General features: G+C 66.3%; 22 protein-coding genes and 1 tRNA gene. 7 read left to right on the top strand and 16 right to left on the bottom strand.

Annotation, left to right across the window (positions count from 1 at the left end; translation table 11 throughout):
* The first annotated feature begins 4 nt into the window (after positions 1-4).
* Both BGO47_RS05555 and BGO47_RS05550 read left to right on the top strand, forming a co-directional pair.
* Positions 5-1,042 (top strand): phosphatase domain-containing protein, encoded by a 1,038-nt coding sequence (locus BGO47_RS05555; RefSeq protein ID WP_292709347.1) that lies wholly within the window; start codon positions 5-7, stop codon positions 1,040-1,042.
* A 9-nt stretch (positions 1,043-1,051) separates the two neighbouring features.
* Positions 1,052-1,777 carry an SOS response-associated peptidase gene (locus BGO47_RS05550; protein WP_292709345.1) on the top strand — a complete coding sequence of 242 codons (726 nt, stop codon included), beginning with the start codon at positions 1,052-1,054 and terminating at the stop codon, positions 1,775-1,777.
* Positions 1,778-1,786: 9 nt separating this feature from the next.
* Here BGO47_RS05550 and BGO47_RS05545 read toward each other — a convergent pair whose 3' ends face one another.
* The gene (locus tag BGO47_RS05545) at positions 1,787-3,064 is read right to left on the bottom strand and encodes a glycoside hydrolase family 3 N-terminal domain-containing protein (RefSeq protein ID WP_292709343.1); all 1,278 of its coding nucleotides are present in this window, start codon (positions 3,062-3,064) and stop codon (positions 1,787-1,789) included.
* Between the two features lie 42 nt (positions 3,065-3,106).
* Between BGO47_RS05545 and BGO47_RS05540 the strand changes: the two genes are divergently transcribed.
* Positions 3,107-4,405, top strand: a complete 1,299-nt coding sequence (locus tag BGO47_RS05540) for a M15 family metallopeptidase (RefSeq protein WP_292709341.1) — start codon at positions 3,107-3,109, stop codon at positions 4,403-4,405.
* A gap of 63 nt (positions 4,406-4,468) precedes the next feature.
* Entirely contained in the window at positions 4,469-5,155 is a 687-nt protein-coding gene (locus BGO47_RS05535) for a hypothetical protein (protein WP_292709339.1), read from the top strand.
* A gap of 65 nt (positions 5,156-5,220) precedes the next feature.
* Here the strand turns inward: BGO47_RS05535 and BGO47_RS05530 are convergent.
* The 10 genes from BGO47_RS05530 to rplU all read right to left on the bottom strand — a co-directional run bounded on the left by BGO47_RS05530 (position 5,221) and on the right by rplU (position 12,017).
* A tRNA-Ala gene (locus tag BGO47_RS05530) sits at positions 5,221-5,296 on the bottom strand.
* A gap of 76 nt (positions 5,297-5,372) precedes the next feature.
* Positions 5,373-5,750 (bottom strand): ribosome silencing factor, encoded by a 378-nt coding sequence (gene rsfS, locus BGO47_RS05525; protein WP_292709337.1) that lies wholly within the window; start codon positions 5,748-5,750, stop codon positions 5,373-5,375.
* A gap of 46 nt (positions 5,751-5,796) precedes the next feature.
* Positions 5,797-6,834: a hypothetical protein gene (locus BGO47_RS05520; RefSeq protein WP_292709335.1), complete on the bottom strand. Its 1,038-nt coding sequence runs from the start codon at positions 6,832-6,834 to the stop codon at positions 5,797-5,799.
* Positions 6,831-7,427 carry a nicotinate-nucleotide adenylyltransferase gene (nadD, locus tag BGO47_RS05515; protein ID WP_292709333.1) on the bottom strand — a complete coding sequence of 199 codons (597 nt, stop codon included), beginning with the start codon at positions 7,425-7,427 and terminating at the stop codon, positions 6,831-6,833. The genes BGO47_RS05520 and nadD overlap by 4 nt, the downstream gene beginning before the upstream one ends.
* Before the next feature lie 7 nt (positions 7,428-7,434).
* Entirely contained in the window at positions 7,435-7,659 is a 225-nt protein-coding gene (locus BGO47_RS05510; RefSeq protein ID WP_228178960.1) for a hypothetical protein, read from the bottom strand.
* Positions 7,660-7,710: 51 nt separating this feature from the next.
* Positions 7,711-8,991: a glutamate-5-semialdehyde dehydrogenase gene (locus BGO47_RS05505; protein ID WP_292709329.1), complete on the bottom strand. Its 1,281-nt coding sequence runs from the start codon at positions 8,989-8,991 to the stop codon at positions 7,711-7,713.
* 10 nt (positions 8,992-9,001) lie between these two features.
* Complete coding sequence (gene proB, locus BGO47_RS05500) at positions 9,002-9,829, bottom strand: glutamate 5-kinase (RefSeq protein ID WP_292709327.1); 828 nt, start codon at positions 9,827-9,829, stop codon at positions 9,002-9,004.
* Positions 9,826-11,334, bottom strand: a complete 1,509-nt coding sequence (gene obgE, locus BGO47_RS05495) for a GTPase ObgE (protein WP_292709325.1) — start codon at positions 11,332-11,334, stop codon at positions 9,826-9,828. The genes proB and obgE overlap by 4 nt, the downstream gene beginning before the upstream one ends.
* Positions 11,335-11,429: 95 nt before the next feature.
* Positions 11,430-11,687 (bottom strand): 50S ribosomal protein L27, encoded by a 258-nt coding sequence (gene rpmA / locus BGO47_RS05490; RefSeq protein ID WP_292709323.1) that lies wholly within the window; start codon positions 11,685-11,687, stop codon positions 11,430-11,432.
* A 21-nt stretch (positions 11,688-11,708) separates the two neighbouring features.
* A complete protein-coding gene (gene rplU, locus BGO47_RS05485) occupies positions 11,709-12,017 on the bottom strand; it encodes a 50S ribosomal protein L21 (protein ID WP_292709321.1) in 309 nt (102 codons plus the stop codon).
* 217 nt (positions 12,018-12,234) lie between these two features.
* On the opposite strand from rplU, the gene BGO47_RS05480 reads away from it, so the two are divergent.
* On the top strand, positions 12,235-12,510 hold the full coding sequence (locus BGO47_RS05480; protein WP_292709319.1) for a DUF4031 domain-containing protein: 276 nt from the start codon (positions 12,235-12,237) through the stop codon (positions 12,508-12,510).
* Between the two features lie 9 nt (positions 12,511-12,519).
* On the opposite strand, the gene BGO47_RS05475 is transcribed toward BGO47_RS05480, so the two are convergent.
* The gene (locus BGO47_RS05475; protein ID WP_292709317.1) at positions 12,520-14,907 is read right to left on the bottom strand and encodes an Rne/Rng family ribonuclease; all 2,388 of its coding nucleotides are present in this window, start codon (positions 14,905-14,907) and stop codon (positions 12,520-12,522) included.
* 266 nt (positions 14,908-15,173) lie between these two features.
* Between BGO47_RS05475 and BGO47_RS05470 the strand changes: the two genes are divergently transcribed.
* Positions 15,174-15,782: a vitamin K epoxide reductase family protein gene (locus tag BGO47_RS05470; RefSeq protein ID WP_292709315.1), complete on the top strand. Its 609-nt coding sequence runs from the start codon at positions 15,174-15,176 to the stop codon at positions 15,780-15,782.
* A 52-nt stretch (positions 15,783-15,834) separates the two neighbouring features.
* Positions 15,835-16,245, top strand: a complete 411-nt coding sequence (locus BGO47_RS05465) for a hypothetical protein (RefSeq protein ID WP_292709313.1) — start codon at positions 15,835-15,837, stop codon at positions 16,243-16,245.
* 42 nt (positions 16,246-16,287) lie between these two features.
* Here the strand turns inward: BGO47_RS05465 and ndk are convergent, their stop codons facing one another.
* Genes ndk through ileS form a run of 4 tightly spaced genes read right to left on the bottom strand, consistent with a single transcriptional unit; the run spans position 16,288 to position 21,855 of the window.
* Positions 16,288-16,704 (bottom strand): nucleoside-diphosphate kinase, encoded by a 417-nt coding sequence (gene ndk, locus BGO47_RS05460; RefSeq protein WP_292709311.1) that lies wholly within the window; start codon positions 16,702-16,704, stop codon positions 16,288-16,290.
* Between the two features lie 2 nt (positions 16,705-16,706).
* Complete coding sequence (locus tag BGO47_RS05455; protein WP_366246875.1) at positions 16,707-17,123, bottom strand: DUF4233 domain-containing protein; 417 nt, start codon at positions 17,121-17,123, stop codon at positions 16,707-16,709.
* Positions 17,120-18,472, bottom strand: coding sequence for a folylpolyglutamate synthase/dihydrofolate synthase family protein (locus BGO47_RS05450; RefSeq protein WP_292709309.1), 1,353 nt, complete (start codon positions 18,470-18,472; stop codon positions 17,120-17,122). Before BGO47_RS05450 ends, BGO47_RS05455 begins: the two co-directional genes overlap by 4 nt.
* Positions 18,469-21,855: an isoleucine--tRNA ligase gene (gene ileS / locus BGO47_RS05445; protein ID WP_292709307.1), complete on the bottom strand. Its 3,387-nt coding sequence runs from the start codon at positions 21,853-21,855 to the stop codon at positions 18,469-18,471. The genes BGO47_RS05450 and ileS overlap by 4 nt, the downstream gene beginning before the upstream one ends.
* Positions 21,856-21,876 lie beyond the last annotated feature (21 nt).

The following is a 21,876-nucleotide window of genomic DNA, read 5'->3' as shown; positions in this document are numbered from 1 at the left end:
ACGGGTGCCCGGACCGGAGGAAACCCCCGCGCCCCCCAAGATCCTGTGGCTCGCACGACTTGAGCGACGCTTTCACACCTGGCGGGAGCGACGCGCCCGCGCGCGTGGTCTCAGGCCCACGGTGACCCCGTTTGCGGGGTACGGCGGCGACGGCTGGATTCGGGTTCTCGGACGAGTGCTGATCGTTCCGCCACGTAAGCCGCGCGGCGGCGGGGAGTATGCCTCGGTTCGCGGTTGGCGCAGCTTTCTGGCGGTTCCGGTCGGCTTCGCCCGCGTTGACGTCACCGTGGCAGGCCAAACACATACAGTGAAGGCCGACCGCGGCGGTGTCGTGGATGTCGTGCTCGACGCCGCGCTTGCGCCCGGGTGGCAGACGTTCACGATGGCCGTCGAAGGCGGCGCTCCGGTTGAGTCACGCGTCTTCGTCGTCGCGCCGGATGCGCGCTTCGGCATTGTGTCGGATGTCGATGACACCGTGATGGTCACGGCATTGCCGCGTCCGCTTCTGGCTGCGTGGAACTCCTTTGTTGTCGACGAACACGCCAGGCAGCCGGTTCCTGGGATGGCGGTGCTTCTCGAGCGGCTTGCTCGCGAGAACCCGGGCTGTCCCGTCGTGTACTTGTCGACGGGGGCATGGAACGTCGCGCCGACACTGGTGCGGTTCATGCGACGTCACCTTTTCCCGCCCGGAGCGCTCCTTCTCACCGACTGGGGCCCCACCCATGACCGATGGTTCCGCAGCGGACGGGCGCACAAGGAGCAGAGTCTGCAGCGCCTCGCCGAGGAGTTTCCCGACATCCGCTGGTTGCTTGTGGGCGATGACGGGCAGCACGACGACGCGATCTACACGGCCTTCGCCAGCGAGAACCCCGGGCACGTGGCGGCTGTCGCGATCCGCCGACTCTCCCCTGCCGAAGCCGTGCTCGCTGGCGGCCGAACCGCGGTCAACGACCACTCGGCAGCCGAAGTGCCGTGGGTGACGGCATCCGACGGAGCGGGCCTGCTCGACCGGCTCCAGGCGGCTGGGGTATCCCCCGCGTAGTCTTGCCGCATGTGCGGACGGTTCGTTGTGGCAAGCGTTGGAACCGAGCTCGTGGGGATGCTTCGCGTCGACCTCGTCGGCGATGACCTGCCCGCCCCGTCGTTCAATGTCGCGCCGACCGACCGGGCTGCGATCGTCCTCGACTCGGCGAAATCCGAACCCCCTCTTCGGCGGCTGGAGAGCGCCCGCTGGGGCCTGGTCCCCGGGTGGGCGAAGGACCTCTCGATCGGGGCGCGAGCATTCAACGCTCGCTCCGAGGAGCTCGAAGACAAGCCAATGTTCCGGGCCGCGCTCGAGAAGCGGCGCGCGATCGTCCCCGTGACCGGCTACTACGAGTGGCATCGCACGGATGCCGGCAAGACGCCGTACTTCATCCACCCCGCCGACGACGAACCCCTGCTGTTCGCCGGGCTCTACGAATGGTGGAAGGACCCGTCGAAGCCCGAGGACGCCGACGACCGGTGGGTGCTCTCGTTCACGATTCTCACCCGCGCGTCATCCGGTGGACTCGGATCGCTCCATGACAGGATGCCGGTCTTCATGGATCCCGATCACGCTGACGCCTGGCTCGACCCCACTGTCGACTACCCGCGAGACATCCTGGATGCCGCCGTCGACGCTGCCGAGATGGTCGCCGACACCCTGGAGGTGTATCCGGTCAGCTCAGACGTGGGAAACGTCCGGAACAACTCACCCGCACTGATCGAGCCCGTTCCAGGACCGCCGCTCCCCTGACAAGCGGGATCAGGCCGCGGGCGCGCACGACGAGCAGGGCACGAGACCGCGACCGGCGCTCGCGGTCTGCAGCCGCAGCGTCATCACCCGCACCGCGGCCTCGTCCAGGCGCTCGGCTGGAAGGGCGCCGGAATCGACGGCGGCGACGAGGCCCGCCGTGAGCTCCGCCGCGGTCTGAGCATTCGTTCCCAGCACCGACAGCAGCATGTCGTTGCCAGCGGCGAGGGCGGCTACCGCATTGGACACGGGGTCCCGATACTCGGACAGACCTGACGCCTCCAGCATCCCGAGATCATCGGTGATCGCGACGCCGTCAAAGCCGAGTTCCTCCCGCGCGATGCGGTGCCATTCGCTCGACAGGGTCGCGGGCTTCTCGTCGACCGATGTGTACGCGAGGTGCCCGAACATGAGTAACGGGGCGCCGGCGTCGATGCCTGCCGCGAAGGGAACGGCGTCCGTCTGACGCCACTGGTCATATGTCTTTGTCGTCGACGGGATGCCGCGGTGCGAATCTCCGGGGGCTGCGCCGTGGCCCGGGAAGTGCTTGAGGGTCGACAGCGACTCAGGTTCCTCGCCGACCACTGCAGCAGCAACATGTGAGGCGCCACTTTCGGGCGTTGTCCCGAGCGCTCGGCGGTAGATGAACATGCTGGTGTCGTCGGTGATGTCGGCGACGATGCCGAAGTTGACCGAGATTCCCGCGCGCTGCACGAGTGCGCCGCGCCCGGCGAACGCGAGTTCCGTAGCCTCTGGCGGCTCATTCTTGAGCGTGATCGACGACGGGAAGTCGTCCCACGGCAGGCGCGACACATCCCCACCTTCCTGATCGATTCCCAGTAACGGTGGAACCGCCGGGTCTACCGTGAGCGCCGCGGTGATCCCTCGTAATTGGTCTTCGGAGCCCGGGATGTTCGCACCCATGAGGATGAAGCCGCCGACGCCGGTAGTCGACATGTAGTCGCGAAGCACGCCGGGGTCGGTCGTCGAGATGTGCCCCATGATCACGCTCGCGGCGCGCTCGCTGAGACTCATCGTTGCAACGGCCGCTGTGGCTCGGGCGGTGACGCTCTCGGCTGTACCGGGGACGACGACAACCTCGCCTGCCGGCGCTTGCGCGGCCACGGATGGCGAGCTCGACGCATCTGCCGCGGACGCGAGGCCGAGACCGCCGAGCACGAAGCAGGCCACAGCTGCCGTCGCGATACCCGTGCGTGCCACAGGCGCGAGCGTGCCCGTGGATTCTCCGCGGCGTACCCCGCGGAATCGATGGCGACCTGCCGAACTCACGTGTTCACGGTACCCGCTCTCACGCGCACTACCCTTGTCTTCATGGGGGCAAGCCGCAAAGACCGAGCGATCGCGCGCCGGACGTTCCTCGGCTTCGCGGCAGTGTTCACGACGGCTGGCGTCGTCGGGACGATCACGACCGACAACGCCAAGGCCCGCGCTGCATTCGATGACGCGCTCGCCGAGTGGGTGGCCTCCGCAGATGCGGTAGACGAATCGTCCGCCGCGTTCAGCGCTGCCCAGACAGAAGCCATCGCTGCGGCAGCTGAAGCATCGACGGTCATCGAGGTCACGAACGCCGAAATGCTGCAGGATTCGGCGACGCTCGACACGCTGCGAGCATCGTTGGATGCACTGGTCGCAGCGGGGCTGCTGACCATCGCCGCGCCGGGTGAGGTGACGGCTACGACAACGGCACCCGACCCGCGCTCGACGCCAGACGTACCCGACGGCCGAGAGGCTCAGCTCGCGCAGGCGCAATCGCTCACCGACGACGCGGCCCACCTGTCCGAGACCGCCGAGACATCCGAGCGGTCGACCTCGGAGCTGGAAGCCGCCACCACTGCGGCGTTGGCCGACATCGACGCCGTCGTCGCGTCCGCTGCAGCTCACGGCGGAGCGCTCGAGGTTCCGAGTCTTGCCTCGCAGGAGACGAAGGATGCCTACGCTGCGGCGGTCGCAGGGCTCGGCGACCCGGCCTCTGGCAGCGCGTCGCAGCGGATCGGCGCGTACCAGCAGTCCTGGACCGCGGTCCAGGACTCGCAAGCCCAGGCCGAGGCCGCGCAGGCGCGGGGCAACAGCGGGGGCGGTGACGGGGGCGACGACATTCAGCCGACTTACATCAACGGCATCCTCATCGCCAACAAGACCTATCGCCTGCCGAGCTGGTACGGGAACGGACTGACCGGCGACACACTCGCCGCGTTCGAGCGGATGCGTGCCGAAGCGGCCTCACTCGGGTACAACCTCTGGATCGCGAGCGGGTTCCGCTCCTATGCGACGCAGGTCAAGGTCTACAACAGCTACGCCTCCCGCGACGGTACGGCTGCTGCCGACCGGTACTCGGCGCGGCCCGGGCACAGTGAGCACCAGTCGGGCCTCGCGTTCGATCTGAACACCATCACAGAGGCGTTCGGATACACGCCCGAGGGTCAGTGGGTCGCCGCAAACGCGCACCGGTTCGGTTTCATCGTGCGCTATCCCCAGGGCAAAGAGGGCGTGACCGGATACATCTGGGAGCCCTGGCACCTGCGCTACCTCGGCGTCGACATCGCCACGGCGGTGTACAACAGCGGGCTCTCACTAGAGGAATATCTGGACATCACCTCGGTCTACAGCTGAGCACGATTCCCCCCGCGCCCGGGGTGTCATAGGCGACCTCGGCGAGGCAGTACGATCTCGCTCATGCCCGAATCTCCCGACGCAGTATCGTCGCGCCGACGCTCATTCTTTGAGGACCTGCAGCTGCTCATCGTCATCCTCCTTGGCGTGGTTTCTGTCGCCACCGCGTACGTCTCCTTCGAGGCCGCTCTCTACGGCGGTCAGCAGGCAGCCGCGTACTCTCGCGGTGGGGCGGCCCAGACCGAGGCGGAGTCCATCTACCTGGAGGCAAATCAGCAGTACATGCAGGATGCCGAGACCCTGACGCGCCTCTCGGAGTATCAGATCGAGATGGATGGCGCCGACCCGGACGTCGCGGCTGCGGCATCCGAGAAGTACGACCAGTTGTACTTCACGAGCGTCTCGGAGGATCTCGACGCCGCCATCGCGTGGGCCCAGGCCGAGAACGAGGCCGACCCGAGCACGTACACCGATCCGCAGGGTTCAGAGGACTACCAGGACGCACTGTTCGGCGCTTGGTCGGACGCGGACGCCGAGGCTGAGGCCCTGCTCGCCCAGGGTGACGAGGCTAATCAGTACAGTGATCGACTGACGCTGAACACCGTGTTGATGGCAATCGCGCTCTTCCTTCTCGGTATCGCTGCCGTGATCCGGAACCGCCGCGCTCAGTGGATTCTCATCGGCGTGAGCAGCGGAATCTTCCTGCTTGCCCTCGGACTGACTGTGATCGTCCCCTTCACCTGGTTCTAGCGCGGACGCGTCGACCTCTCCGCAGGAATGAAGAAGGGCGCCCACATGGGGCGCCCCTCTTCATTTGGTGGACCTGAGGGGACTCGAACCCCTGACCCCCTGCATGCCATGCAGGTGCGCTACCAGCTGCGCCACAGGCCCGGATGTCGCCCCGAGAGGCAACTAGAACAGATTACTACATCGGCGGGCAGCAGCCGAACCGGTGCAGCATCCGTCCTCAGTCCCTTACCGCCCGCGCGGGGCGATCGATGGGCACAACCGGGCAGTCCTTCCAGAGCCGTTCCAGGCCGTAGAACGCCCGCTCCTGCTCGTGGAACACGTGCACGACCAGATCGCCGAAATCCAGAAGAACCCACCGGGACTCCTGGCGACCCTCGCGACGAAGACGCTTGTGCCCGGCCTCGAGCAGCTTCTCTTCGATCTCGTCAGCAATCGCCGCGACATTCCGTTCGCTGCGCCCCGTGGCGAGCAGGAAGATGTCGACGAGAGGGAGCGGCTCCGAGACATCCAGCGCGACGAGATCTTCGGCACCCGTGGCCTCCGCCGCGGCAGCCGCAATCGCAAGCATCTGCTTCGATACATCCGTAGCCGTCACGCGCGCGCTCCCGTACTCGCGAGACGCGACCAACGCGGGCGGCGCGTCACGAGAACACGCCTGTCGCGAAGGCGAGAATCAGCACGCCGACCAGAGCCAGCGCGAGCACGCCCGCGGTGATGGCGAGAGTGAGCATGAGCCGCGACCCCTTCTCGGGCGCGGGGGGCTTGATGATCTCGGCTGTCGTCTTGACGGTGCTGACCGCCGCACTGGCAGCAATCGGCGTCGGCGATGAGTGCTGCGGGAGCTCTCCGTCAGCATACGTTGCGTCGATATCGAGCCCCTCGGATGCGCCGGGCATCTGACCGGTCGTCGCAAACAGGTCGGGAAGGGCCAGGCTGCCGGTGACAAGCACCTCTCCAGTCGCGTTCACCGGCGCCGTGATGCCTTGTGGGGGGGAATCTGTCATGATCAGCGCGCTACCGGTGCCGGTCGAACCCGCGCTCGGCCGGGAGATGAGCTGGTCAAAACTCGGGCGCGGGTCGGGCTCGGTCGCCATGCCCGCAAGGAGGGCAGAGCCAAGCTGCGGACTCACCGTGCCGCGCTCCACAGGTTCATCAGACGCGAGTCCGGCAGCGGCTTGCGAGATGGGATGCTCCTCCGGCGATGGCGGCGGAGCCGAAACAAAGGGCACCCTGTGATCACCGTCAGTACCGCTCACGGCCAGGGCATCCGTGTTTCCGGTGCGCTCCCGCACACGTCTGCGCGTCAGCGGCGCCCCGTCCGCAGCATCCGTCGTTCCGGTCGGACTCGAAGCCGGAAGCTCCGCAGCCGCTGAAGATACCTCAGCGCCGGTGGGCTCGAGCTCGCTCGGCGAGTCAGCCGGCGCTGCAGGCTGGGCAGCGTCGCTTGTCACGCCTGCTTCGGGTGCCTGGTCGCTCGCGGAATCCGGCGCCTGCTCGACATCCTGACGATCGTCGGCGTCGTCCTGTGCCTTGGCCTCGTTCGCAGCCGGCGTCCCCTCCAGCGCCGGCGGCATGACCGGCGTGCCCTCGGGCGTCAGGATCGGGGTTGCACCGGTGCTGCGGAGCTCCCGAAGCTGCCGACGCGTCAACGGCTGGTTCGGTTGCTGCTCATTCGTCATTCGTTGCTCCGATACAGATGGTGCTTCGCAATGTATTGGACGACTCCGTCAGGAACCAGGTACCACACGGGGTGTCCCCCACGAACCCGTTCCCGACAGTCCGTCGACGAGATCGCCAGCGCGGGGATCTCCAGTTGGCTTACGTCCTCGACGGGAAGCCCGTCGGTGTTGAGAACGTGCCCGGGTCGAGAGACGGCGACAAAATGCGCCAACTCCCACAGTTCATCATGATTTCTCCAGCTGAGGATCTGAGCGATCGCATCCGCGCCGGTGATGAAGTACAAATCCGCGTCGGGATTGAGGCGCTGCAGATCCCGCAGGGTGTCCATCGTGTAGGTGGGACCGTCACGATCGATATCCACACGACTCACAGAAAAGCTGGGATTGGATGCCGTCGCGATCACCGTCATGAGATAGCGGTGCTCAGATTCCGTGACCTTGCTCTTCTGCCACGGCTGTCCTGTGGGAACGAAGACGACCTCGTCCAGCCCGAAGGAGTCGGCAACTTCGCTTGCCGCGACGAGGTGCCCGTGATGGATGGGATCGAACGTCCCGCCCATCACCCCGATTCGGCGTGCTCGTGCTGCCGACATCGGATGCCTAGTGGCCGTGCCCCGATCGCTGCAGCTCAGCCGCGTGGGTCTTCGCGTACGCCTCTGCCTTGTGTGCGTGGCGGTTGGCGACGTTGCGGTATGACGCAGTCACGAGCGCCAGAAGTCCGAAGACGGCAAGGGCGATGATCCCGAAGATGACGGTCTCCAATGCCACGTTTCCGTGGTGCTCCGACTCTTCTGCGGCGAAGGCGAGAAGCGAGACGAGGGTCATTGAAACTCCGTTCGTGGCTGCGGCGACAAGTGCGCCTACCCAGCTTAGCTCTCAGCCGCGTACCTGACCGGCACCGCGCACGAGCCACTTCGAGCTGGTGAGCTCGGGAAGCCCCATGGGCCCCCGGGCGTGGAGCTTCTGCGTCGAGATCCCGACCTCGGCGCCGAAGCCGAACTCGCCTCCGTCCGTGAAGCGCGTCGATGAGTTGACCATGACCACCGCAGAGTCCACCTCCGCGAGAAATCGCTCAGCCGCGGCTGGATCCTCGGTGATGATCGATTCGGTGTGCTGCGACGAGTACGTCCGGATGTGCTCGAGCGCGGCATCCAGATCGTCGACGACACGGATGGCGACATCGAGGCTCAAATACTCGGTTGCCCAGTCCTCCGGTGTGGCCGGGATGACGCCCTCGGCGCGAGCCGACACGTCGGCGTCACCATGCACGGTCACACCAGCGGCCTGGAGTGCACCGACCAGATCCGGGACGAGGCGGTCAGCGGCACCACGGTGAACAAGCACCGTCTCGACGGCGTTGCAGACGCTCGGACGTTGCGCCTTGGCGTTGACGACGATATCCAACGCCCAGTCAGCCCGCGCGCTCTCATCGAGAACGATGTGAACGAGACCGGCTCCCGTCTCGATGACGGGCACGGTCGATTCGGTGACAACCGTCTCAATGAGTTGGGCGCTCCCCCGCGGCACGAGCACATCGATCAGACCACGAGCCTGCATCATCGCCCGTGCGCCATCACGCCCGAAGTCATCCACGGTCTGGATCGCCTCCGCGTCCACGCCGACACTCTCGAGCGCCGCCCGCATGCTCGCGATGAGTGCCCGGTTGCTGTTCTCGGCGGCGGAGCCACCGCGCAAGACCACGGCATTGCCGGAGCGCAGCGCCAGTGCAGCGATGTCGACTGTCACGTTCGGGCGTGCTTCGTAGATGGATCCGACCACGCCGAAGGGCACCGTCACCTTGGTCAGCGACAGGCCGTTATCGAGCCGACGCTCCTCCAGGACCCGACCGACAGGATCCGGCAGCTCAGCGACATCCCGCACCGCTGCCGCAAGTGCCGCGACCCGGGCGGCATCCAGCCTGAGCCGATCCTGGAGTGCCTCGGAAATCCCGGTTTCACGACCCCGGTCCAGATCTGCCGTGTTCGCATCGATGATCAGATCAGTGTCGGCTTCCAGGCGCGCAGCAACGGCGTGCAGCACGTCGCTCTTGCGCTGCGCAGAGAGCAGGCCCACCGTGCGCGCAGCGCTCTTGGCGTGTTGCATCCGTTCCCGAGCGCCGGTGACGGCATCCGTCGGTGACATCAGCGTGGTTGACATGACTGCCAGCCTACCGATCGACAGCGATGGGCCCGGTGAGAGCCGACGCCACCGGGTGCGGATTGGGCGCAAACCAGGTGCCGATGTTCTCGCCGCGCAGAGCCTCGTCAACACGGTCGGCGCTGGTGACGAGAACGCCAACCCCGGCACCCGCGGCCAGCCGCGCCGCGGAGACCTTCGTTGCAGCGCCCCCGGTCCCGACGCTGTTGACGACCACGGACCCGAACTGGAAGCCGTGCAGGTCATCGCCGGGCTCCACGCGATCAATGGGGGTGGCGCCAGGCTCGTCCGGCGGCCGCGTGTAGAGCGCTTCGATGTCGCTGAGCAGCACCAGGGCGTCAGCGCCGACGAGTTGGGCCACCAGCGCAGCAAGTCGGTCGTTGTCACCGAAACGGATCTCGTGCGTCGCGACAGTGTCGTTCTCGTTGACGATCGGAAGGATCCGAAGTCCCAGCAGTCGCTCCATGGCTCGCCGGGCGTTCGAGCGGTGCGTCGCGTTCTCGAGATCGCCGGCAGTGAGCAAGACCTGCCCGGCAAGGATGCCGAATCTGTCGAGGCTCGTCTGATACCGCCACATGAGTACGTTCTGACCCACCGCGGCCGACGCCTGCTGGGTCGCCAAGTCATCCGGGCGGCCGTCGAGCTTCAGAAGCGGAAGAGCTGTCGCGATAGCTCCCGAAGAGACGAGAACGACTTCGGTGCCGCGCTCGTGAGCTGCGGCGATCGCCGCGACGATTGCGTCGATGCGCCAGGCATGTTCACCGCTGATCGACGATGATCCGACCTTGACGACAACTCGTCGGCAGCCGAAGAGACCTTCGCGCTCGGTCACAGTCACTGCTTGTCGTCCTCCGCCTCGCTCCGAGCTGCCAGCCGCTCAGCCTCGAGTTCCTCTCGCGCCTCGGCCTTCGCATCCATCCGCTCGTGGTAGCGCTCACGACGTTGCGCGGTCGTGCGTCGCGAGTTCTGGTCGAGCCGGGGATCCGTGCCGCGCGGTGCCGTCATCAGCTCTGCCACCGAGCTCAGCGACGGCTGCCAGTCGAAGATCACTCCGTCGTCCCCGCCGATGACGACGGTCGCGCCCGGTGTTGCTCCGAGGCGGTACAGCGCGTCTTCGACGCCGAGCTTCTCGAGCCGGTCGGCAAGATATCCGACCGCTTCGTCGTTCTGGAAGTCGGTCTGCTGGACCCATCGAAGGGGTTTGGCACCCAGAATGCGATAGATCGGGCCGTACGTGCCACCCTCGACGCGAACCGAGAAATCCTGCTCAGCACCACGCGGGCGGATGACGACACGTTCGGGCTTCGGTGTGTCGGCCTGCGCGGCCCGATGCTCGGCGACGATGGACGCCAGCGCGAAGCTCAGTTCGCGCAGGCCGGACCTGCTCACCGTCGAGATCTCGAAGACGCGGTATCCACGCGCTTCGAGCTCCGGACGCACCAAATCGGCGAGATCCCGAGCCTCGGGTACATCGACCTTGTTCAGAGCGATGACCTGCGGTCGCTCGAGCAACGGCAGCTGCCCCTCGGGAACCGGGTAGGCGGCGAGTTCCGCAAGGATCACATCGAGATCTGTGAGCGGATCGCGGCCCGGATCGAGCGTCGCGCAGTCCAAGACGTGAACGAGCGCCGTACAGCGCTCGACGTGCCTGAGGAACTCCAGCCCCAACCCGCGGCCACTGCTGGCCCCTTCAATCAGGCCAGGAACATCCGCGACAGTGAAGCGCACGTCACCGGCTTCGACGACACCGAGGTTCGGATGGAGGGTTGTAAAGGGATAATCCGCAATCTTCGGGCGTGCTGAAGAGATGGCGGCGATCAGACTGGACTTTCCCGCGGACGGAAAACCCACCAGTGCAACATCGGCCACCGTCTTCAGCTCGAGGACGACGTCGCCTTCCCAGCCGGGTGTGCCGAGGAGCGCGAAACCGGGAGCCTTGCGCTTCGGCGAGGCGAGCGAGGCATTGCCAAGACCGCCGAGACCGCCCGGCGCCACCACAAAACGCATACCGGGTTCGATGAGATCGACAAGTACCTCGCCGGAAGGGTCTTTCACGACGGTTCCCAGGGGAACCGGAAGTTCGACGGATTCGCCAGCAGCGCCCGATCGGTTATCGCCCATACCGAATCCGCCGTTGCCGCCGGATCGGTGGGGCGAATGGTGGTACGACAGGAGGGTCGTCACCTGGGGGTCGGCGACCAGCACGATGTCTCCGCCGTGGCCACCGTTACCGCCGTCGGGTCCGGCGAGCGGCTTGAACTTCTCACGGCGTACCGACACGCATCCGTTGCCGCCCTTGCCCGCACGAAGGTGCAGGGTGACGCGGTCGACGAAAGTGACCATGCGCTTTCTCCTGTCTTCGGATGATTATCGGGGCCGGATGACGGGAAGGGGCGAGCCGAAGCCCGCCCCTTCCGAATACTGATGTCAGCTGCAGATCACTCCGCGGCGGCCACCACGTTGACGACCTTGCGGCCACCCTTGGTACCGAACTCCACAGCGCCGGCAGAGAGCGCGAAGAGCGTGTCGTCCCCGCCGCGACCAACGTTCGCGCCGGGGTGGAAGTGCGTACCGCGCTGACGAACGAGAATCTCGCCCGCGCTCACGACCTGGCCGCCGAAACGCTTCACGCCCAGTCGCTGGGCGTTGGAGTCACGACCGTTACGGGTAGAGCTTGCGCCCTTTTTGTGTGCCATTACTGCGCCTCTTCCTGGGTCTTACTTGATGCCGGTGACCTTGACGCGCGTGAGGTCCTGGCGGTGCCCCTGGCGCTTCTTGTAGCCGGTCTTGTTCTTGAACTTCTGGATGACGATCTTCGGACCGCGCTCTTCGCCGAGAACCTCGGCGGTCACGCTCACCTTGGAAAGCTTCGCAGCGTCGGTCGTGACGGTGTCGCCGTCCACGAGCAGCACTGCCGGAAGCTCGACCTTGTCGCCGATCTTGGCGGCGAGACGGTCGAGAACGACGATCGTGCCGACCGAGACCTTCTCCTGGCGACCGCCGGCGCGCACTACTGCGTAAACCACTTCACACCTGTTTCTTCTGGGAGCACAGCGCTCCGGTCTGTCTGAGGGGCCATCCGTGAGGAAGACCGCTGTGGTGCGGAACCGAGGCCCTGACGTGCCGCCGTCCGGAACGCGGCACACGACGCACCAAAGGAATACTTTACCTGATGCGGTACCGTGCTCGCAAAGCGACGCGCATCGCGGCCGACCCGAGCTGACCACCGCCTATGATCGGCGCGTGACGATTCTGATCGACGACCCGCGCTGGCCGGCGCACGGCAGGTTGTGGTCGCACCTGATCAGCGATAGTGACCTCGCCGAGCTTCATGAGTTCGCCGAGCGCAACGACATCCCCCGGCGCGGTTTCGACCGCGACCATTATGACGTTCCCGCCGAGGCGCACGACAGGCTCGTGGCGGCCGGCGCCAGGCCTGTCGACGGCCACACCCTCGTTCGCGCCCTCATCGCGTCAGGGCTGCGCGTGACGGCACGCGAGCGCCGCCGCGGCGCCTAGCGACGACTGTCAGGACTCGTCGTCTGGCCCGGCCGGCGTGGCAGACACTGGAGTACCTGTCAGCGCGGCGGTTGTCACCCGACGTCGACCCCGCCCCTGGCCCGGTGCCTTCGGCTCAGGAAGGGCGTTGAGCACAGAATCGAGGAGCAGTTCCTTCTCGGACTTGGGCTTCTCGGCTTCTGCCTTCTTCTTGCGACGCTTGGGCTTCTCGGGTGCCGGTTCACTCGCTTCCTGCACCGCCGCCACAACGACTTCTTCAACAATCGCCGCGTCGACCGGGGCGTGAATCGTGGATGCCGCGATCTGCGCGAGCGCCGATTTCACACCCTCTGTGATGACGTGCGTGCCGTTGCCCGCCTGAGACGATGACGAGGAGGAGGACGAACCGTTCCCGGATGCCGCACCTCGGCTCCGACGCGGCGAACCATTTCCGGAAGCCGCGGTGCGGTGCTTGACGACGGGATCGTGATGAACGATGACTCCTCGACCCGCGCAGACCTCGCACGGCTCGCTGAAGGTCTCCAGCAGGCCGAGGCCGAGCTTCTTTCGCGTCATCTGGACGAGGCCGAGGGATGTGACCTCAGCGACCTGGTGCTTCGTCCGATCCCGGCTCAAACACTCCACGAGACGACGCAGCACGAGGTCACGGTTCGATTCGAGCACCATGTCGATGAAGTCGACGACGATGATGCCACCGATGTCGCGCAGTCTCAGCTGACGAACGATCTCCTCGGCGGCCTCGAGGTTGTTCTTGGTCACCGTCTCTTCGAGGTTGCCGCCGGAGCCGACGAACTTTCCGGTGTTGACGTCGATGACGGTCATCGCCTCGGTGCGGTCGATCACGAGCGAACCGCCCGAGGGGAGCCACACCTTTCGATCCAGCGCCTTCTCGATCTGCTCCGTGATCCGGAACTCGTCGAACGGATCAGCGTCACCTTCGTACTCCGAGACGCGCTCGAGCAGATCGGGCGCGACACCCTCGAGGTAGCGCGAGATGGTGTGCAGCGCATCTTCACCCTGGATGAGCATCCGAGAGAAGTCTTCGTTGAAGACATCGCGGACGATCTTCACCAGCAGGTCGGGTTCTGAGTGCAGCAACGCCGGAGCACCGGTGGTCTCGACCTGACGGTTGATGTGTTCCCACTGCGCGGTCAGACGCTGAACATCGCGCGTCAACTGATCTTCGGTCGCACCCTCGGCCGCCGTGCGCACGATGACGCCGGATGACTCAGGCAGGACTTCCTTGAGGATCTTCTTGAGCCGCGCACGCTCGGTGTCAGGGAGCTTGCGTGAGATGCCGTTCATCGCGCCGCCGGGCACGTAGACGAGGTAACGGCCGGGCAGCGAGATCTGACTCGTCAGGCGCGCACCCTTGTGTCCGACCGGATCCTTCGTCACCTGAACGAGAACCTTGTCACCGGACTTCAGCGCAAGCTCGATGCGGCGCGGCTGGTTGCCGGTCTCGACAGAGTCCCAGTCGACCTCACCGGAGTAGAGCACCGCATTGCGGCCCCGACCGATGTCGACGAACGCGGCTTCCATGCTCGGCAGCACATTCTGCACGCGGCCGAGGTAGACGTTGCCGATGAGTGAGGCATCCTGACTACGCGCGACATAGTGCTCCACGAGCACGTTGTCTTCGAGCACCCCGATCTGCACGCGTCCGTTCTTCGATCGCACCACCATGACGCGGTCGACGGCTTCACGGCGCGCGAGGAACTCTGCCTCGGTGACGACGGTGCGACGACGGCCCGCTTCGCGGCCGTCACGGCGACGCTGCTTCTTCGCTTCGAGCCGGGTCGACCCCTTGATCCGCTGGGGCTCGGTGATCACCTCGGCAGGACGCTGGCGCGAACCGGTTGGCCTGTTGTCCTCGCGAGGCTCTCCCCCACCACGACGACGGTTGCGGCGCCGCGATGATCCGGAGGGCTCCGAGTCGTCAGGCTCGTCCTCCGGCAGTGCGGGTAGAGGCGCGACCTCGGGCGCATAGAACATCAGCGCGGTCGAAACCGCAGACACGAAGTTCTCGGGCAGCAACCCCAAACTCACAGCGGTGGGTGGACCCGTCGGCTCCTCGGCCGCCTCGGCCTCGTCGGTGCTCTCCGGTTCGACGGACTCGGGCTGCTGCGTAACGCCCTCCTCCACAGACTCGGATTCAGCAACGCCCTGCGCGTCGGCGGAGTCGATCTGCTCGGCGGCAGGTGGAGCATCATCGATCTCGGCAGCCGGGGCTGCGGGCGGCTCCACGGAGACCTCAGCGGGCGCCGTTTCAACCGGAGACTCTTCCGTGACCGTCTGCTCCTCTACCTCGGGGGCGATGGCGGCCTCGATCAGGTCGTCCCGCACGCCTTCCGTGTCGGCTTCGGTCGTGTTCTGTACATCGTTCTCATCGCCCATGTCGGCGTACTCCTTGTCGAGCGACCCGCGCGTCGCCCGACGACATCTCCGCGACCCGAAGGTCGCTCATCAACTCGGTGTGCAGCAGGCTCGAAGCTCACGCTGCGACGGGCAGCCATTGCCCGGAAGTCTGTGACGACATGTCGCGCGGCGCGGCCGCGGACTCGTCCCCGCAATTATCGCACTATCGGCGCACAAACACTCCATTGGTTCGAAGACCCGCGCTTTCAGGCGACTCCTAACCAGACGGATGCCAGAATCGACCCATGCCCGCCGCATCCGCACGTCGCCCTGTCGGCCTCGCCATCTGGCTCATCATCGCCGGCGTCGTCGGGTGGTACGCCGCCTTCAGTCTGACCGTCGAGCGGTTCCACCTGCTCGCAGACCCGAACGCGACTGCGTCGTGCGACTTCAGCGTCCTGGTGCAGTGCACTGCGAACCTGCAGTCCTGGCAAGGCAGCGTCTTCGGCTTCCCGAACCCCATCCTGGGGCTCAGCGGCTGGGTCGCACCGATCGTCGTCGGTGCCGCGCTGCTGGCCGGCGCGCGCTTCGCCCGGTGGTTCTGGCTCCTGTTCTGGGCAGGGATGCTGTTCGCGTTCGGGTTCGTGATCTGGCTCATCAGCCAGAGCCTGTTCGTGCTCGGCACGCTGTGCCCGTGGTGCATGGTGACCTGGAGCGTGACGATTCCGACGTTCTACGCGGTCACCGTGCATGCCATGCGCTCAGGCGCATTCGGCACATCGCCCGGCGTGCTGCGGTTCTCGCAAGGTCTCATGCGATGGGTGCCGCTGGCGACAATCGTTAGTTACGGCATCATCGTCATCGTCGCGCAGCTAGCGCCGACGCGCGCGCTGACCAATATCTTCGGCCTGTAAGTATCGCTGCAATCCCTGGACGGGTTGTGGCCCACACGTCTAGCGTTGCGCCATGAATCGGTGCGTCCGCATCGCCGCGACGGCAACGCTCCTGGTGATCGCAGGCGCTCCACTCACAGCATGTATGGCAGAACCGTCACGAGCCTGCGTGCCGACGCTGACCGTTGAACCCGACAACCCGCGGCCAGGCAAAATCGTGACAGTCTCGACGACGGATGCCTGCCCGCTGCCCGACGGCGCAGAGCTGGCCGTGCGCATCCGTCCCCTCGGCGAGCCGATTCCCCTGGCGCAAGCGCGAGTCACGCCGGAACCGGACGGGTCGTTCTCGGTCTCGATCACTGTCCCACCGACGATCCGCCCCGGTCAGGCCGTAGCGTCGATCTCGAACTACTGGGACATCGCGACCTGCCCCGAGGGCGCGTCGTGCGCAGCGGCCGAGGTGGAGTTCACCGTCGCACGGTAGCGAGCACCACCACGCTGGCCACACCGAGGCACTGCAGAGTTCTCAGCCGAACCAGATCCCGAGCTCACGGGCGGCCGACTCGGGGCTGTCTGAGCCGTGGACGAGGTTCTGCTGGACGGCGAGCCCCCAGTCGCGGCCGAAGTCGCCGCGAATCGTTCCCGGCGCTGCCGTCGTGGGGTCGGTCGTGCCGGCCAGGGAACGGAAACCTTCGATGACCCGATTGCCGGCAAGACGGATGGCGACCGATGGACCGGACATCATGAACTCGAGAAGCGGCTCGTAGAAGGCCTTGCCGGCGTGCTCGGCGTAGTGCTTCTCGAGTCGGTCGCGGTCGGGTTCTACCAGGCGGATGTCGACGAGGGCGTATCCCTTCGCCTCGATGCGCGCGAGGATCGAGCCGGTCAGGCCCCTCGCGACACCGTCGGGCTTCACCAGAACGAGGGTCTCTTCGGTCGACATCGTTATTCTCCGTTCGAGGGTTCGGGGGGTGCCGCGCGTCGGGCGTTGCGAGCATCGAGGGATGCCCCCTTGATCGTCGCATACGCCCACATGCCACCGAAAATGATCGCGACGATGACGAGTGCGGGCACGAGGAAGCCGCCCAGAAGTACGACGACCTGTAGAGCCCAGCCCGCAGCGATCGCCCACGAGTGACGCAGCAGTCCGGCGGTGATGACCATCAACAGCGCCAGGACCGAACCCCCGATGATGCCCCACCACGGCTCGATCCCGTCAGGCAGCACGCGAAGGCCGTACACGACGAGGCCGCCGAGAAACACAATGATCGACTCGAAGCCGAGAACGACAGATCCCAGGGATTCCCGGGCACCGCGAGCACGGCGTGGGCGCGGAGACGCCGTAGGCCCGTCCGCGCTCACGCGCCGGCCCCCGCTTTCCACTCGTTGTCTGCCGAGAGCGTGATCGCTTCACCTGCGAGCACGACCGACCCGGTGATGATGACAGCGCGGCGCGGCGCAGAACTCGCCCAGGTCCTCGCGGCTTCGGCGGCCGACTCGAGCTCAGGAAAGACGGCGACGGGAAGTTCCCGCGCCTCGAGCAGGTCGGCCAGTACGTCGGCATCCGTTGCTCGATCAGAATCGGGTGCCGTGACGAAGAACGCCGTCGCGACCTCGCTCAACGCCGACACGATGCCGTCGGCATCCTTATCGGAGAGGACGCCGATCACCAGTGCCCACTCGTCGAAGTCGAAGGATTCGCCGAGTGCCTGGGCGAGAGCTCGCGCGCCGTGCGGATTGTGTGCAGCGTCGACGAGAACCGTCGGATCCGTGCCGATGAGCTGGAGCCTCCCCGGTGACGTGACGCTGGACAGACCTTCCACCAGCACGTCTGCGACAATCGGCTGCCGGCCGCCGCCGATCAGCGCCTCAACGGCGGCGATCGCCAGCGCGGCATTGAAGCCCTGGTGCGAGCCGTACAGCGGCAGGTACAGATCGGCGTATTCGGCGGCAAGCCCCCGGACCGAGATCAATTGACCGCCGACGGCCAGGGCAGACTGCTGCAGCGCGAACTGGTCGCCCTCGATCGCGAACGTGGCGTCTCGCCTCCCTGCCTGTCCGCGCAGCACAGCCTCAGCTGATGGCGCTTGCCGCGCTGACACGACAGCCGCGCCCTCCTTGATGATGCCCGCCTTGACCGTCGCGATCTGCTCGATCGTGTCTCCCAGGCGCGCGGCGTGATCGAGGTCGATCGGCGCGAACACGGCGACGTCACCGTCCGCCGTGTTCGTGGAGTCCCAGAGCCCGCCCATCCCGACCTCGAGCACGAGGACATCGACGGGAGCATCGGCGCATACGACGAACGCCAACACCGTCAACAGCTCGAAGAAGGTGAGTTCCGCATCGCCGGATGCCGTGAGCTCGGCATCCACGAGGTCGATGAACGGGGCGATCTCGTCCCAAGCTGCAATGAGGGCCCCATCGGTCACCGGCTCCCCATCGATGAGGATGCGCTCGGTGAATCGCTCGAGATGCGGGCTGGTGAACAGGCCCGTGCGAAGCCCGTGAGCGCGGATGAGGCTCTCGATGATGCGGCTCGTCGACGTCTTGCCGTTCGTGCCGGTGACGTGCACAACCCGGTACGTGCGCTGCGGGTTGTCGAGATAGTCCAGCAGTCTCTGCGTGCGCTCGATGCGCGGCTGAACCCACTGCTCTCCCTGGCGGGCCAGCAGGATGTCGTAGACGGCGTCGGCACGTTCACGGTCGTTCATGCGTTTCCTCCAGCCCTACCAACGATCACGCGGAATCCGCCGGCGTTGGCATAGGTACCCGCTGCAAAGCGCTCCGTGTGCTCGATCTCGCCGACGGGCGACCAGTCTTCGAGCACGGTCTGCTCGCCGGGTGCATAGATGGCGTAGGACACAGCTAGCGTCTCTCCCGCAACGTCAGCGGCATCGAAACCAGCGACCACTGCGGCGGCGTCACTTTCAGATTCGAACTCCACCTCGAGACGGATGCGGTCGCTCACCTCGAATCCCGCTGCCTTGCGCGTGTCCTGCACCGCACGGATGACATCACGCGCGAGTCCCTCGGCCTCGAGCTCGGGCGTGGTGGTCGTGTCGAGCAGGACGAACCCGCCAGCGCCGAGCAGCGCGATCGCCGTACCCTCGGCAACTCCCCCGGCCTCGAGCGTGAGCTCGTACTCGCCGGACTCGAGGGCGATGCCGTCGACGACGACCACGCCGTCCGCTTCGCTCCAGAGTCCGGCCTTCGCGCCGGCGATGACGTGCTGCACCTGCTTACCCAGCCGCGGGCCGGCTGCCCGCGCGTTGACCGCGAGGCGCTGGCTGATGCCGTAGGACTCCGCCAGACCTTCGGTGAGCTCGACGAGTTCGACACTCTTGACGTTGAGTTCATCGCGCAGGATTCCCTCGAACTGGCCGAGGGCCGCGGCATCCGTGACTGCGACGGTCAGGCGCGACAGCGGCAGGCGCACGCGCTTGCCCTCCTTCTTGCGCAGCGCATTGGCGACGCTGGAGACCTCGCGCACGGCATCCATTGCGGTGCGGATGTCGGTCGCGGGGGCGAAGGATGCCGGATCCGGCCAGTCCTGCAGGTGCACACTGCGCCCGCCGGTGAGTCCCTGCCAGACGCGCTCGGCGACCAGCGGGATCAGCGGTGCAGCCACACGAGTGAGCGTCTCGAGCACGGTGTAGAGGGTGTCGAACGCCTCACGTGAGCGTGGATCGTCGGTGATGCCCAGCCAGAACCGGTCGCGAGAGCGGCGGATGTACCAGTTGGTGAGCGCCTCGGCGAAGTCGCGGAGCTTCTCAGCAGCACTCGTGGAATCGAGCACCTCGAGGTCTGCGGCGACTCCGGCGACGAGGTCCCCCAGGAGGGCGAGGATGTAGCGGTCGAGCACATCGGTCGAGTCGGTCCGCCAGGAGGCCTCGTATCCGGCGCCGTCGGGTCCGGTCGCCGCGTTGGCGTAGGTGGCGAAGAAGTACCACGCGTTCCACAGCGGCAACAGGAACTCGCGGACCCCCGCACGGATCCCTTCCTCGGTGACGACCAGGTTGCCGCCGCGCAGCACCGAGCTCGACATGAGGAACCAGCGCATGGCATCCGAGCCGTCGCGGTCGAACACTTCCGAGACGTCGGGGTAGTTACGCAGTGACTTCGACATCTTCTGCCCGTCGGACCCGAGCACGATGCCGTGGCACGATACGCCGGTGAAGGCGGGCCGGTCGAAGAGGGCCCCCGAGAGCACGTGCATGACATAGAACCAGCCGCGCGTTTGTCCGATGTATTCGACGATGAAGTCGGCGGGGGCGTGCTCGTCGAACCACTCGTGGTTCTCGAACGGGTAGTGCACCTGCGCGTACGGCATCGATCCCGAGTCGAACCACACGTCGAAGACATCCTCGATGCGGCGCATCATCGATTGCCCGGTTGGGTCGTCGGGATTCGGGCGTGTGAGGTCGTCGATGTACGGCCGGTGCAGGTCGACCGCGCCCGCCTCGTTGCGCGGCAGGGTGCCGAAGTCGCGCTCGAGCTCGTCGAGCGATCCGTAAGCGTCAACGCGCGGGTACTCGGGGTTGTCGCTCTTCCAGATCGGGATCGGCGAACCCCAGTAGCGGTTGCGGCTGATCGACCAGTCGCGTGCACCCTCGAGCCACTTGCCGAACTGCCCGTGCTTGACGTTCTCGGGCGCCCAGGTGATCTGCTCGTTGAGCTCGATCAGGCGGTCCTTGATCTCGGTCACCCGCACGAACCAGCTCGAGACTGCCTTGTAGATCAGGGGGTTCCGGCAGCGCCAGCAGTGCGGGTACGAGTGTTCGTAGCTGGCCTCGCGCAGCAACCGGCCGCCATCGCGCAGCAGGCGGATGAGGGGACGGTTGGCGTCCATCCACAGCTCACCGGCGACATCCGTCACCTGCGGCAGGAACTTGCCCCCCTCGTCGAGCGAGAGGATCGTCGGGATGCCAGCAGCCTCCGAAACCCGCTGGTCGTCTTCGCCGTAGGCCGGGGCCTGGTGGACGATGCCGGTACCGTCGCTGGTCGTGACGTAGTCGTCAACGAGGATCTGCCACGCGTTCTGGGTGCCCCAGGTCTCGGCATCCGCGTAGTAGTCGAAAAGCCGGTCGTACGAGACGCCGGCGAGTTCCGACCCCAGGATGCTGCGCGAGACCGCCGCGCGGGCGTCGTCGGCGCTCTCGTACCCGAGGTCCTTCGCGTAACCGGCGAGCAGGTCTTCGGCGAGCAGGTACTCGTGCGCGGTCGCCTCGACGGCGTCATCCGCGACCCCACCGGGCGCGCGGTGAACATCAGCCGCGCCGTTCGGGCCGCCGGGAGCCACGACGTACCGGATGTCGGGTCCGACCGCCAACGCGAGGTTGGTCGGCAGGGTCCACGGCGTCGTCGTCCACGCGAGCGCCCGAACGGCGGTGAGCCCCAGCGCCTCGGCTTTCGCGCCGATCAGCGGGAAGGTCACGGTGACCGACGGGTCTTGACGCATCTTGTAGACGTCGTCGTCCATGCGCAGCTCGTGGCTGGACAGCGGGGTCTCGTCGCGCCAGCAGTAGGGCAGTACGCGGTAGCCCTCGTACGCGAGCCCCTTGTCGTAGAGGCTCTTGAACGCCCAGAGGACGGACTCCATGTATCCCGTGTCGAGAGTCTTGTAACCGCGCTCGAAGTCGACCCAGCGCGCTTGGCGGGTGACGTAGTCCTCCCACTCGTGGGTGTACGTCAGCACCGACTCACGCGCCTTCGCGTTGAAGGCGGCAATACCCATCTGCTCGATCTCGGCCTTCTCGGTGATGCCGAGCTGCTTCATCGCCTCGAGTTCGGCGGGAAGGCCGTGCGTGTCCCACCCGAAGACGCGGTCGACCTTCTTGCCGCGCATGGTCTGGAAGCGCGGGAAGAGGTCCTTCGCATAACCAGTGAGCAGGTGCCCATAGTGCGGCAGGCCGTTGGCAAACGGGGGACCGTCGTAGAAGACCCACTCCTCGGCGCCGTCGCGCTGCTCGATCGAGGCCCGGAAGGTGTCGTCCTGCTTCCAGAACGCGAGCACGTCGCGCTCGATCGCGGGAAAGCGCGGGCTCGGCGAAACATCAGCGGCGGGGCCGAAGGCGGAGGTGCGGGGGTAGCTCATGTCATCTCGCAAGGGTCACGG

The sequence above is a fragment of the Microbacterium sp. 67-17 genome (genome assembly GCF_001898325.1).
Classification (GTDB): Bacteria; Actinomycetota; Actinomycetes; order Actinomycetales; family Microbacteriaceae; genus Microbacterium; species Microbacterium schleiferi.
The sequence above is the reverse complement of the archived record's forward strand: the minus strand, read 5'-3'. Positions and strand labels throughout refer to the sequence as shown.